The sequence below is a fragment of the Allorhizobium ampelinum S4 genome (assembly GCF_000016285.1).
Classification (GTDB): Bacteria; Pseudomonadota; Alphaproteobacteria; order Rhizobiales; family Rhizobiaceae; genus Allorhizobium; species Allorhizobium ampelinum.
In genome coordinates this window covers 126,542-139,856 of record NC_011982.1, presented here as the reverse complement: position 1 = coordinate 139,856, position 13,315 = coordinate 126,542, and the positions used below count along the sequence as shown (strand labels likewise).

Here is a 13,315-nt window from a genome sequence, read left to right as displayed (position 1 = left end):
TATTTCTTTATTTTTTTAAAAATCTAATATATAAATATAATATCACTGCCGATAATGTTACTATTATAACATTTATTTCTAGGCTCACCAATATTGATAAAGTAATCTTAATCGTTATTCTAGGTCAATAATAAAATTGTGATCCGTTTACATATTCAATCCCATGCTTTGAGCTTGATAATCCGCATTTTACGGTGGAGAGCATCTTGTACGACGCGGCATATGATCTAATTGCATTCTGGAAATAACAGCATGAATATTGCTATGCGTAACTTTCGTGCCACTCAAGCGAATGCACTTTATTCGTTACTTTCAAATTATTTAACGAATATTATTAACGTGATACGTGTAAATTTCTTTATCATTGCTTTGATTGCTGTCTGGAGGATGTTGTTTGCTTAAGCCCGAGGGGAAGCGCCTCTATAAATGAGCTTGGAAGAACCTTCTCTCCACTGCAATCAACTAAGCATTACATTGCATTCCAATAAAATACTTAAACAATGGCGTCTGAGCTTTCGGTTGGAGTCATTGGAGGCGGTCACGCTGGAACGGCTTTAGCGGCCTGGTTTTCAAGCCAGAAAATTCAAACAGCCATGTGGGCTCCAGCAAATCATCCTGGTTCATTGCTTTCAATTCGCCAACATGGTGGGATAACCGCCAGCGGCGTGGTCGAAGGTAAGCATGAGATCACTATACACGAGGAATTGGCTGATCTGCTTGCTTCAGCGAAGTTTCTGGTTCTTGCAACCCGAGCTGACGTGCACGAAGCCTTCGTTCAAGATCTCGAAAAGTTCGTCCTGAAAAGGCCATTGCTCGTAATATGCGGGCACGGGTTCACTGTCAATTACGCAGCTCGCTTGATGTGCGAACGAATTCTAGAAACTGACGATTCCCCCGTAACAGCAAAGCTGGTCGGCGGACAGGGGAACGAAGTTCACATCAAAGCGATACTGCCTTCGTTTGGTGTGTCGTGCTATCCAGTGAAACGCGATGGCGGGGGCAATTTAAAACTGCCGAAGTCAGTTAGCGAGACACTGGCAAAGATTTTTGGCTCCTCGATAACCGTTATCTCGCCACTCCACTCGCTTTTTTTCTCTAACTATATAATCCATGCAGTTTCAGCGACGCTCAATATTGGCCGGCTGCGCGATCCAGAAGGCTCGCTTACCGAGCGCGCTGAGCGTTGGCGCATGGAATTGGAATCCCGTGTGGGTGCCGATTATCGATTTTATTTTTATGGCCAAGGCACCAATAGCTACGTGTGTTCTGTGATAGATGCTGCAGACAAGGAGCGTCTTAAAGTTGCAGGCGCTTTGGGGATAACGCTAGATACTGTCCTGGCAGAGTGCAATACTCAGTCAAAGACAGACTATGTGAATATGAGGGAATTCAGTCTGGCACCGTTCCCCTACAACGTCAACTTTGCTTGTCCCGACAACTTGCAGCACCGCTATTTCTCAGAAGAAATCCGTACTCTGGAAATGATATGTTCGATTGCCGAATCGCATCGTGTGAAAATTCCAGTTACGAAAAGCATCATGTTGCTGATAAAGGCTGCAAGAGGCGAAGCTCTACACGCACTTTCACTGCCGTTCGATCCAACTAAACTGTCAATCTTTGGAGCGCGCACCGTCTAGTATCGGACATCCGTTGCAAAAATCCAAAAAATACATATGATGCCATATTTATAAAATTTTAATAAACGGCAGGGCGCTCATGTGAAGCGAATGCCTTTGTATTGTGTGCAACGTTTTCATTTTTATGGTGTGTAATAAATCATACTTATATTGCGTGTGCATTGCTGCAAGGTTCCCATGTTAAATATTTGCGCTTGGTATTCCTGGGAAATAATATAAATTTATTTTCAATACATAACCTTCACACCACAGAGTTACTAGCTTTTTAACAAACAAAATTAACAATAAACTCAATTGCTATTAAAGCAAGATAGGAACTTTTTAAGCTTTTTAGTTTTGGGCTCTGCCTCTTCAATTGCTCTTAGGGGACTACGTAGGTTGAACAGACTGTCGTCATTCGGAGAACTGTTGCGAAAGTGAGAGCGGCCGAAAGCAATGATATCGTATTTGACTCTCTCACCATCTGCGTGGAAAAATCCACAATATTCGCCGCTGCTTTGAAGTAAAAAGCTAGGCCCCTTAGTAAACGTCTGGTTTGGCAGAATAGCTACATAGTACTCCACATCAGCATCAGTATTGTATGAAACGAAAGATAAACTATTGTGCAAGCGGAGGATCTCTCGCTTGCATATCTCTTCTCTAAAAGGCGGCATTGTACAAGCTAAGATGTCTTGCCTCCTGGGACGCCAGAGCGTTTGAGTTTTGATGTAGTTAGCAATAAAGTTTCTCGGCCCGTATATATACAGCAAAGCTCTATCAAGTTGGACTTCACGGAATACGTGCCCTTTAGCTGGGCAATCAAGAAGAGGTTTTGTGAAGAACTCACCAGCTACCACTCTCCAGTAGAAGTCTGCTGTGAGCGGTACCGTCCGCGCCCATTCCCTTTGCCGCTCCATCAAATCGAATTCGACGAATTTCCTATATAAGTTGAGGGCGATCTCGATAGCTATCGCCACCTGCTCAGGGCAAAAGACCAAACAAAGATTAGATGGAATAAAAATTGGCCTGTTAAACTCCATGATAAAACGTTGAATATTAATGCCAACCGTTCTGATCAACGCATAAGCTTTAATAAGCGAAAATGCGATAATTGCGTCCGCTGATTGGGCCGCAAATTATGGCTTTAATAAAAGCTTTACATAAAGGAAAAGCATTTTAATAACTTTTAATTTTTATCAACAAATGTGCTTTAGCATAATAATATCAACTTTCCAACGAAACTATAGGAGGCTTTATGAAAAAAATCTGCTCGAACATAATCAAACAATATTTAATTATAATTCAATATTGTTTGATAATATACTAAAAGCACAATAGGTATTTGGCTGGTGATAAAAGTTTAGAGAAACTATTAACAAGTTTCACCTATCAAATCCAAGTCGATTCATTATGGCACAAATGTTTACACACCAATATATCCTGCCAACTTTCAATTACGTTAAACAGCCGTTTGGACTTTTCGCCGGCTGAAATTATTAGAGCGTTTCCGCGGTGTCCAGAATCAGCTGGGATTGAACGAAGCCGCTTGCGGGGCATTTTGAGCGTAGATTTGCTTAGCACTACTTTGGCAGATTCGGGCAAGCCTGGTTTGAGATGATTTGCGCTCTCACTTTTGGGGCGCGATATGGTGGATTGGGATACGGAGCTTTCAGCTTTTCTGCAGCCGTTTCTGGAGAAGCTTGGACACAAGAAACGACGACAGATGTGTCCACTTTATGTGGCGGGGCTTATCGGTCCCGGTGACCGCAAAAGTATGGAGCCGATGGCGGAACGGTTCGCTCCAGGCCAGTACGACCGACTCCATCATTTCATTTCGGATGGCCTTTGGGATGCTGTTCCTCTTGAGACCGAGCTTGCGCTGCAGGCGGACAGGATCGTTGGCGCATCCGATGCGTTTCTGGTGATCGATGACACCGGCCTGCCGAAGAAGGGCGATCACTCGGTCGGAGTCGCGCCGCAATACGCCTCGATGCTGGGCAAGAGAGCAAATTGCCAGACGCTGGTATCGGTGACGCTTGCGCGAGACGAGGTGCCGGTCCCGGTTGGCCTGCGTCTGTTCCTGCCGGATAGCTGAGGTCGTCGAACGGACATTGAACACCACCCCGAAGGATGCCACGCACTGGTCTATCCGTTTGATGGCAGCCGACCGCGGGCTGTCGCACACCACCATCCGTCGGATATGGACCGCGTTTGGTTTGCAGCCGCATCGTTCGGAGACATTCAAGCTGTCTTCCGATCCCCTGTTCGTTGATAAGGTGCAAGACATAGTCGGCCTTTACATGTCGCCACCTGATCGGGCAGTCGTGCTATGCGTGGATGAGAAATCGCAAATCCAGGCACTGGATCGCGAGCAGCCGGTTCTGCCCATGGCGCCGGGCATCGCCGAGCAGCGGCGCACCCATACCTATGTCCGCAACGGCACGACATCCCTGTTCGCCGCGCTCGACGTTGCGACTGGCGCGGTAATCGGCCAGTGCTACAAACGTCACAGGGCGACCGAATTTCTCGACTTCTTGAAGCGGATTGACGCCGAGATGCCCAAGGGGCCGGACGTGCATTTGGTGATGGACAACTATGCGACCCACAAGACGCCGAGGATCAAGGCCTGGCTCGCACGCCGCCCGCATTGGCATGTTCACTTCACGCCAACGTCAGCCTCCTGGATCAATCAAGTCGAGCGGTGGTTTGCAGAGCTGATGCGCAAGCAATTGCAACGCGGTGTCATCGTTCCACCGCCGAACTGGAAGCCGACATCGACGCGTTTATCGCAACGCACAACGAGAATCCCAAGCCATACAGATGGGTGAAATCCGCCGGCCAAATCCTCGCCTCCGTCAAGCGATTCTGCCAAAAAACAATGAGCCGAACTTCAGATTCCGGTGACTAGGGTCAGGACCTATTAATTTGGATTGAGATGTGGTTCACAGTTTCCGGAAGGAGACCGTGATGAGTGATTTGTCTTTGCTGAGCGAAAGCCAGATGGCTCGTATTGCACCACATTTCCCGCCGGCACATGGTGTTCCCCGCGTCGATGATCGTCGTGTCGTCAGCGGGATTGTCTACGTTATCAAGGGCTTGCAGTGGAAGGACCCGCCGAAGGACTACGGGCCGCACAAGACACTCTATAACCGTTTCATCCGCTGGAGCCGCCTCGGCGTGTTCGAGCGCATCATGATCGACGCCACACACCTGAAAGCACATCGCACGGCAGCGAGCTTGCTCAAAAAGGGGATGTTCCCCGTCGTATCGGGCGGACCAAAGGCGGACTGAACTCCAAACTGCACACCGTCTGCGATGGTGAGGGACGCCCGATCATCATGCTGCTCAGCGAAGGTCAGATGAGCGACCACAAGGGCGCGCGTCTCGTTCTGGATGCCTTGCCACCAGACAGGCGAGAGCGCTTGTGTCGAATTCTCAGGCGAACGTGTCATGGTAAGAGCCTTATTCGTCGTCGAGAGACCGAATTCCCGGACGGCTGAGCGGAGATTCTGTCCGCGGGCTTGCTGGCCGAGCTTTAGCAGAGGTGCCCGCTGCACACGCGGCCGCCACAGCCTTAATTCCAATAGGACCATAATTATCAATCAGCTCCGATTGCTCGGACGACGCCTTATCTATCGGTTTCATGAATCGACCTTCCAGTTCGAGCATTGGCAGATGGGGATAGGCGTCTCAGGATCGGACGACATCCTTCCCTCGCCTGAAAGGTCTCGCGGTGCGATCTCATTCAGGCGGGGATTTTCAATAAGTGCTCGGGCTCAGCCCGCAACGAGCTTCGTCTCGAGGAATTCCTCGATGCCCCAACGCCCGCCTTCGCGGCCATTGCCGGACTGCTTGTAGCCGCCGAAGGGTGTGCCAGGCGCGCGCGCGGACCCGTTGAGCTGAACCATGCCGGCCCGGACGCTCCTGGCCACGCGCTTGCCTTTCGCGGCGTCTTCCGTGTGAATGTAGGCGGAAAGGCCATACACGGTGTCGTTTGCGAGCTCGATCGCCTCCTCCTCGCTATCGAAAGGTGTGATGGCGAGAACAGGTCCGAACACTTCATCGCGGAATAGCGAATGTTCTGGGGTCACGCCCGCAAATACGGTCGGGCTGACGAAGTATCCGCGTTTGTGGTGCTCGGGCCGGCCGCGACCTCCGGTGATCAGGTTGACGCCTTCGCTAACAGCCTGGTCGATGCAGCTCAGGACCTTGTCGTACTGGACCTTGGAAGAAAGCGGCCCGATATGGGTTCCGGGAAGATCGGCTCTCTCGACGACGATGCCCTCTGCGACTTCGGTGGCGAGCTTCACCGCCCGGTCGTAGACGCTGCGCTCGACCAGCATACGAGTCGAAGCATTGCAGGACTGCCCAGTGTTGTTGAAGCAGAAGTTTGCGGTCCAGCGAACGGCCTTTTCGACGTCAGCGTCAGCGAAGACGATGCTGGGAGACTTCCCGCCGAGTTCGAGCGATACACGCTTGATGCTCGGCGCAGCGGCGTACGAAATCGCGATACCGGCGCGCGTCGAACCTGTGAAGGAGACGACATCGACGTCTGGATGGGCAACCATGGCAGCCCCGGTCACGGCGCCGGTGCCCTGCACGAGGTTGAAAACCCCCTTCGGCAGATTGGCAGCCTCGACGATCTCGGCGAAGATCTGACCGGACACCGGTGATACCTCCGAGGGCTTAAGGACCACAGTGCAACCTGCAGCCAAGGCTGCGCCGACCTTCAGGGTGATCTGATTAAGCGGCCAGTTCCATGGCGTGATCAGCGCTGCCACGCCAACGGCTTCACGCAAAATTTCCTGATTTTCGCTCCCGACGAGAGCGGGCTCGGCAAAATGGAACTCCTGCAGGGCCTTGATGAAGGCGCGCAGATGGTTCGCGCCCGCCCCGATCTGGCTTGTACGAGCGAAATCGATCGGAGCACCCATTTCGGCTGCCAACGCCCTTGCCAGGTCTTCGGTCCGAGCAACGTAAGCCTTGAGAAGCCGACTAAGTGCATCGACACGCATGCTCGCTTCGGAGGCGCTCCATGCCGGCAGAGCGTTTTTCGCGGCCTTCACGGCGCGGTCGACGTCCTCTGCGGACGCAATCTGAAACTCGGCAAATGCTTCTTCGGTGGACGGGTTCACCGCCCAGAACGTATCGCCTCCGGTGGCCGGCTGCCAAGTATTGTCGATATAGATGCTAGGACGAGGTGCCATTGCAGTACCCTTTCGTTTGATTGTAGTGGCCGGCCGTCCCGAAATCAGGGGTAGGCCGTCGATCGTAAAAATTTGGATTCCAGCCTTCCGACCACTCTCCTCTTCGCTCGGATGGCGAAGCATGAAAGAAGCCGCGGGCCGCTGCGTTCGAAGCTGCGGTCAGTTAATCAGTACGATCCGGCCGTCGACCCGGCCCTGCTCAAGACGCGACATCGCTTCATTGACTTGAGCCATAGCCATCCGTGTCAAAGGGATCGGCTTCAGAACGCCCTCTTCAGCCAGTCTGATGACATCTTTGAGGTCTTCCGGCGTTCCAGTGATGCTGCCGATAATCGAAAGCCCGGTCACAGCCAATGTGTAGAGCGGGACGACCAGTTCACCGCCGTAAAGGCCGACCTGGATAGTCCGTCCGCCCTTGCGCAGGATACTTAAGGCCAGCCCGGATGTTTCCGAGTTGTTGACGAAATCGAGCACGGAGCTGACCTTGCCACCATTGATCTCGATAACCCTGGCTGCGGTGTCCTCGTCGGCGAGAACCACGAAATGATCCGCGCCTTCCCCCAACACGAGATCGCGCTTAGCCTCAGATTTATCGAGGACGAGGATCTTGTTATTCGTCAGCGCCCTCAGCATGGCGACGGCTTGCAGGCCGAGCCCGCCCGCACCGATCACGACGACGAGCTCTTCAGGCGCGAGTGGCATTATCTTGCGAATTGCCGACCGTACGGTCAGGCCGGAGCAAGCGTATGTTGCCGCCAAAGCCGGGTCGATGTTGCCGGTCGAGGCGAGGTATTTTGAGTGAGGCACTATAACCTTATCGGCAAAGCCGCCGTGTTGCATGAAGCCAAGGCTACGGCTACCGATTGCACAAATATTGTCGCGACCGTTGAGGCAATCGTTGCATTTCCCGCAGCCAAGCCATGGGTAGACAATTACCTGATCGCCTATCTTCACGCCCTGTGCGTCCGGCCCAAGGGCGGAAACCTTGCCCACGATTTCATGGCCCATGGCAATAGGGGTTTCAGGCTGCGGTCGCTGCAGAACGCCACGGCTTCCGTAGTCAGTCACTCCTTGCCAAGTGTGGAGGTCCGAATGGCAAACTGCGCAGTGCGTCACATCAACGACGACCTGTGTCCCGGTCGCGTCAGGCGTTGCGATCTCGACGGCTTCCAACCTGCTGTGATGTGTTTTGTTCAGCCAGGCCCTCATCTCTTCCTCCGTAGTTTCCTGTGGTGATTGCCGCGTGTCGAACCTGCCGGCCTTCTCATGCAATACCCTTGCCCGACAGAGCGACCGGCCTGCGCAGACGGTTGAGCCAACCGCTCAAGTCGATAAAGCGACCTCACAGGAAGTCGCCTCATCGCCGAAAATTTTCAAAATCCGCCGTCTCGGTGACAAGCGGACAAAGAGAAATGGAGCCATTGAACTGAAAGCCCGAGTCGTGCTTGGTTCTGCGCGCCGATACGTCGCGGTTTGATGTTCACGCGAGTTCCCTCGTTTCCCCTAACTGGAGTGATTGGAAAGTGCGACAAGACTGTCGAACAACGGCTTGAAGCCTCTGACAGGCAATTGATCAAGTGCTGCCAGGATCCGGGCGCGCCGCTCTTCGTCCAGCACCTGCGAACCGAGCTGTTCGAATTTCTCTTTCACCTGCTCGTAGGACATTGGATTGGCAACATCACCAAGCGGGTGGAGAACAGTGAGGACTTCTTCACCATGGCCCTGATCCATGATGACTCGACAAGGTGTTCCTTTGGGAAAGCTTGACGCGAAATCCGGATGGGCCTGCAAAACAGTACGCGCTGATAGCTCAAGAACGGCCTGGTCCGTGAGGTAAACGGGATCGACCGGCTGCAGAGCGCGTCCACCGTGGATCGCTGCAAGGGCACAACTGAAGTGATAGCTATACTGCGCACCTTCCAGGCCCGCAGGGTTACGCTCGTTCGACAGTTTCAGCCCTTCAGCGAATGTCTCGATGCGAAGGCTTACTATAGGAGCACTTGGACGGCGTAGTTCAAGTATGGCGTCGATGGCCGCGTGCATGTAGCGGCAGCATGCGTAGGGCTTCAAATAACAATCTTCGAGCCACCAATGAATGCCGAGATCGCCGGTAAGAACCGCGCGCGTGTAGCGCTTCCCATCATCCAGAAGGTCAAGCGGACCGGTCGCTCCAGCCTGAGCGCGGAAGGCCGCTGTCAGCCCTGTCACGACAGCTGGCGGAATGCATTCCTTGACGGTGTTGCCGTCGGCCTTAGAGACCTCTTCGTTGATACCTATCGGGCCTTCGGCGCCGGCGATCCCAATTGCATTGGCCATCTGGGAAGTGGTCAGTTTCAGGAGACGCCCTGCGCCTACCGCGACACCGAAGTTCACCCAACGACCGCTGATATAAGTGTCGATCGTTTCCGTCGGGCGAGCAGTGGCAACGCGCAATGCGATGTCATAGCCAACCGCAATTGCCTCGAAGATCTCCTCGTCGCTCGCGCCTATCTGTTGTGCGACGGCCAGAACAGCCGGAATAATCCCGGCCCCGGGATGCCCGGCTGCGCCACGGTGACCGTCATCGAGATCGAGAGCACTTGCTGCTGCGGAATTCGCCATAGCAGCACCGACGATAGAGAGGCTTCGATCGGTCAACCAGACATCGGCCGTACCTTGACCATAGGCGGCGTAAGCCGCCTTTCTGGCCGCGATAGCCAGGTCTGAGTTGAATCCCGCCGCACTCGCTGCGAGAAGGTCTGTTATGAGTACCGCGCAAGCTTGCCGTGCGGATTGTGGAAGGCTACCAGCCGGAAGGGTAGCCGCGAAGTTTGCGAGTTCCTGAATAGCGTGCATGAGTGGCATCACCGAGGGCTGAGCAATGGCGCGGTGCGGCGGACGAAATGCCCGTCGCTTTTCATATTCCAAAGCGCTGGTTCCGGTGCGAAACCGATGGGCTTCATCGGGCTGCGTGGTGGCGGCGCCTCGCGCTTTGCCGCCGGTCGATCCAGCCGTTGATCCGGATGGGTAATCGGAATGGCGGAAAGCAAGCGCTGGGTATAGGCATGGCCAGGGCGCCCGATTACGTCATCCCTGCTGCCGATTTCAACCAGTTCACCAAAGTACATAACGGCAACCCGATCACAGATTTTCTCTACGGCGGCCATGTCGTGGCTGATGAACAGATACGAAATGTCGAATTCCTTCTGCAGGTTCATCATAAGCTCGATGATCTGCGCTTTGACGGCAACATCGAGAGCAGAAACAGCTTCGTCGGCGATAATCAGCTTCGGTGCCATTGCGAGCGCCCGCGCGATGCAGATGCGCTGGCGCTGGCCGCCGGAGAATTCATGGGGCAGGCTCTTGGCGCGATCGGGAGAGATACCGACTTTGTCGAGCAGCCACTCCATTTTCTCGGTCAGCGCTTTGCCGGTTGCAATCCCGTGTACTTTCATCGGCTCGATAATCGCCGAGCCAATAGTCTGTCGACTGTCGAGCGACCCAAATGGATCCTGGAAGATCATCTGGACGTCACGGCGCAAGCGCGCCAGACTTTTAGGATTGGAATAGTCGATCACGTTGCCGTCGACCGTGATCGTGCCGCCATGCCGCGATACGAGATCGATGATAGCCTTGCCGATCGTTGACTTCCCGGAGCCCGACTCCCCGACAAGGCCGAGCGTCTCACCCTTACCGATCGCGAACGAGACACCTTCCACAGCATGGACATGGCCCAGTCTGCGGCCAAGCAACCCGCCGGTATGGACAAATCTAACCGAGAGATCACGCACCTCAAGAAGGGGCTTGTCACCTTTGCAGTTGAGCGGAAGGACGTCGAGTTCTGACGCTGCCGCATTTTCGATATCGATTTTACCCGCAATCGAGGGTGCTGCTTCGATCAGAATCCGGGTATATTCGCTTTCCGGCTCGGTGAAGATTTTGTTGACCGAATCTGCTTCGATTTGGTGACCGCCTCGCATGACCAGGACCTGATCGGCGACTTCGGCGACAACGCCCATATCATGCGTGATGAACAAGACGGCGGTCTTCGTGTCCTGCTGTAGATCTTTCAAAAGTTGAAGGATCTGCGCCTGAACGGTAACGTCAAGTGCGGTGGTCGGCTCGTCGGCTATGATCAATGCGGGATCGCAAGCCAGAGCCATGGCAATCATCACGCGCTGGCGCATCCCGCCGGAGAACATGTGCGGATAGTTGTCAATCCGGCGTTCCGGGTCGGGGATACCGACCTTTTTAAGCATTTCCAGAACCGCGTCGCGAAGGCCCCGCCCCTTCAATCCCCGGTGAATCCGGATGGCTTCGGCGATTTGATCTCCGACGCGCTGGACAGGATTGAGTGACGTCATCGGTTCCTGGAAGATCATGCTGATCTTGCCACCCCTGATCTGGCGCATCTCTGCTTCAGGCAGATCGAGCAATTCTTTGCCATTAAGGCGGATCGACCCGCTCACCTTGGCGGTGCCTTCGGGCAGAAGGCCCATAATCGCCAGTGAGGTGACGCTCTTTCCCGATCCGGATTCACCGACAACCGCCAGGGTCGAGCCGGCGGCAATATCGAAGCTGAGATCGTGGACGATCGGCTTGCTGCCGAATGAGATCTTGAGATTTTTGACTGAAAGTACAGCGTGCTCGGACATCAGGAAGCATCCTTCAAACGCGGATCGATGAGATCGCGAAGACCATCGCCCATGAGGTTGAAAGCCAGGACGAGGAGAAGGATGCCAAGGCTAGGAAACAGAGCAAGGTGCGGCGAGCTGAGAATGTTTTCAAAGCCGTCGCGCACCATTCCGCCCCATGTCGGAGCCGGCGGAGCGATTCCAAGGCCGACAAAGGCCAAAGAGGCTTCCGTTCTGACCGCGTTGGCCATCCAGAGAGAAGCCATAACCATAATTTCGGGAAGTATGGCTGGAAGGATATGCCGATAGAGTGTTCGGTTTGAAGAAAAGCCCATCGCGCGGCAGGCTTGCACATATTCGCGGTCGCGCTGGGTAATGACCGCAGCGCGGGCGACGCGGGCAAAGGCCGGGATCGAAGTAAAGGCAATCGCGGCAACGATATTGGTCGTTGTCGCACCCATAAGCGCAACGAGTGCGATGCCCAGAATGAGCGAAGGGAATGCCAGAACGACGTCCATGATTTGCATCAAGACGATGTCGAGACGGCCGCCCCTGAAACCTGCAATCATTCCGATGAACGTGCCAATGACCATGGCAACCACAACGGCCAGGAAGCCGATGATCAGCGAGTAGCGCGCCCCGTAGAGCATGCGGGTCCAGATATCTCGGCCGAATTGGTCGGTACCAAAGATGTGGGCAGCACTCGGCGAAGCGAGCTGGTCGACGATGTTCTGTTTTGCGGGCGGATAAGGCGACAGTTGTGGAGCGAATATCGCACCCAGAACGAGGAGAACGACGATGAGCAAACCTGCCCAGGTGGAGAAGTTGACCCGGCGAATGACGGCTTGGGTCTTTTCGAGCCGGCTCTCGGAGCGCTTTAGCGTTACGTTGGAGCTTGTCATTTGTATTGAACCCTGGGATCGAGGAAGCCATAGGTAAGGTCGGTCGCAAGGTTCACGACAACCACGATAAAGGTGTAGACAACGATCATCCCCTGCAGCAGCGTATAGTCGCGCTGGCTCAGGGCGGTCAGGATCAGTTTTCCAAGGCCTGGCCGGGAGAAGACGATTTCGGTCAGTACCGAGTTACCGATCAGGATGCCCAGATAAAGGCCGACAATTGTCGTGATCGGAACAAGGCAGTTTCCAAGACCATGGCGCCAGATGACGGCGCTGTGGTGCACACCCTTGGCTCGTGCCGTTCTCACGAAGTCCTGACTCAAGACTTCAAGCATCGCCGACCGCGTAACGCGCGTGACATAGGCCATCATGATCAGAGCAAGAGATACGGCAGGCAGCACCATTTGCCAAAGACGGTCGCCGATACCCTCGCCAGTCCCTGCACTAATGACAGGGAACCAGCGGAGCTTAATCGCAAATGCGATCAGCAGTACGATCGCCGATACGAAGCCGGGAAGTGACAAGCCAAGCAGTGAAACGAAGCGGATAATGTAATCCGCGGGTCTGTTTCGATACACGGCTGCCCATACGCCTGCCGGAACACCGAAGACGACGCCGAGCGACAGTCCGGCAAATGTCAGCTCCAATGTATATGGCAACACCGACATGACTTCTTCGGTCACAGGGCGTCCTGAGACCATCGATGTGCCAAGGTCACCCTTGAGCGCATTCAGCAGGAAATGGCCGTACTGAACGAGCAACGGTTGATCGAGCCCAAGTCGCGTACGCATCGCGGCGATGCTCTCGGGGCTGGCCTGATCGCCGAGTATCATCTGAACCGGATCGCCGGGCAGCACTCGGACCATGAGAAAGACGAGCGTCAGAACGCTTATCAAAGTGAAAACGGCAAAGCACATTCGCTTCGCGAGATACAATAACATTAAGACCTGCTCCCCTGACACGCTTTAGGCCTTGGCCTA

At 54.1% G+C, this 13,315-nt stretch carries 8 protein-coding genes and 3 pseudogenes; 4 read left to right on the top strand and 7 right to left on the bottom strand.

The features are described from left to right. Positions 1 to 500: 500 nt before the first annotated feature. A complete protein-coding gene (locus AVI_RS25120; protein ID WP_012649012.1) occupies positions 501 to 1,637 on the top strand; it encodes an NAD/NADP octopine/nopaline dehydrogenase family protein in 1,137 nt (378 codons plus the stop codon). A gap of 290 nt (positions 1,638 to 1,927) precedes the next feature. On the opposite strand, the gene AVI_RS25115 is transcribed toward AVI_RS25120, so the two are convergent. After that, positions 1,928 to 2,695 (bottom strand): RolB family protein, encoded by a 768-nt coding sequence (locus AVI_RS25115; protein WP_139191439.1) that lies wholly within the window; start codon positions 2,693 to 2,695, stop codon positions 1,928 to 1,930. A gap of 566 nt (positions 2,696 to 3,261) precedes the next feature. Between AVI_RS25115 and AVI_RS25110 the strand changes: the two are divergent. The 3 pseudogenes from AVI_RS25110 to AVI_RS25100 all read left to right on the top strand — a co-directional run. After that, positions 3,262 to 3,708: pseudogene (locus tag AVI_RS25110) on the top strand (IS701 family transposase); the annotation flags it as partial. Continuing rightward, a pseudogene (locus AVI_RS25105) lies at positions 3,701 to 4,524 on the top strand (IS630 family transposase); the annotation flags it as partial. The pseudogenes AVI_RS25110 and AVI_RS25105, both read left to right, overlap by 8 nt. 59 nt (positions 4,525 to 4,583) lie before the next feature. After that, positions 4,584 to 5,020 (top strand): annotated as a pseudogene (locus tag AVI_RS25100) (IS5 family transposase); the annotation flags it as partial. 372 nt (positions 5,021 to 5,392) lie between these two features. Here the strand turns inward: AVI_RS25100 and AVI_RS25095 are convergent. The 6 genes from AVI_RS25095 to AVI_RS25070 all read right to left on the bottom strand — a co-directional run bounded on the left by AVI_RS25095 (position 5,393) and on the right by AVI_RS25070 (position 13,276). Then, complete coding sequence (locus AVI_RS25095; RefSeq protein WP_139191475.1) at positions 5,393 to 6,823, bottom strand: aldehyde dehydrogenase family protein; 1,431 nt, start codon at positions 6,821 to 6,823, stop codon at positions 5,393 to 5,395. Between the two features lie 159 nt (positions 6,824 to 6,982). Next, positions 6,983 to 8,095 (bottom strand): alcohol dehydrogenase, encoded by a 1,113-nt coding sequence (locus tag AVI_RS25090; protein WP_139191476.1) that lies wholly within the window; start codon positions 8,093 to 8,095, stop codon positions 6,983 to 6,985. A 231-nt stretch (positions 8,096 to 8,326) separates the two neighbouring features. Beyond that, positions 8,327 to 9,658: an MmgE/PrpD family protein gene (locus AVI_RS25085; protein ID WP_012649008.1), complete on the bottom strand. Its 1,332-nt coding sequence runs from the start codon at positions 9,656 to 9,658 to the stop codon at positions 8,327 to 8,329. A gap of 8 nt (positions 9,659 to 9,666) precedes the next feature. Next, positions 9,667 to 11,457 carry an ABC transporter ATP-binding protein gene (locus tag AVI_RS25080; protein ID WP_012649007.1) on the bottom strand — a complete coding sequence of 597 codons (1,791 nt, stop codon included), beginning with the start codon at positions 11,455 to 11,457 and terminating at the stop codon, positions 9,667 to 9,669. After that, positions 11,457 to 12,338, bottom strand: coding sequence for an ABC transporter permease (locus AVI_RS25075; RefSeq protein ID WP_012649006.1), 882 nt, complete (start codon positions 12,336 to 12,338; stop codon positions 11,457 to 11,459). Before AVI_RS25075 ends, AVI_RS25080 begins: the two co-directional genes overlap by 1 nt. Further along, a complete protein-coding gene (locus tag AVI_RS25070) occupies positions 12,335 to 13,276 on the bottom strand; it encodes an ABC transporter permease (RefSeq protein WP_012649005.1) in 942 nt (313 codons plus the stop codon). The genes AVI_RS25075 and AVI_RS25070 overlap by 4 nt, the downstream gene beginning before the upstream one ends. Positions 13,277 to 13,315: the final 39 nt, after the last annotated feature.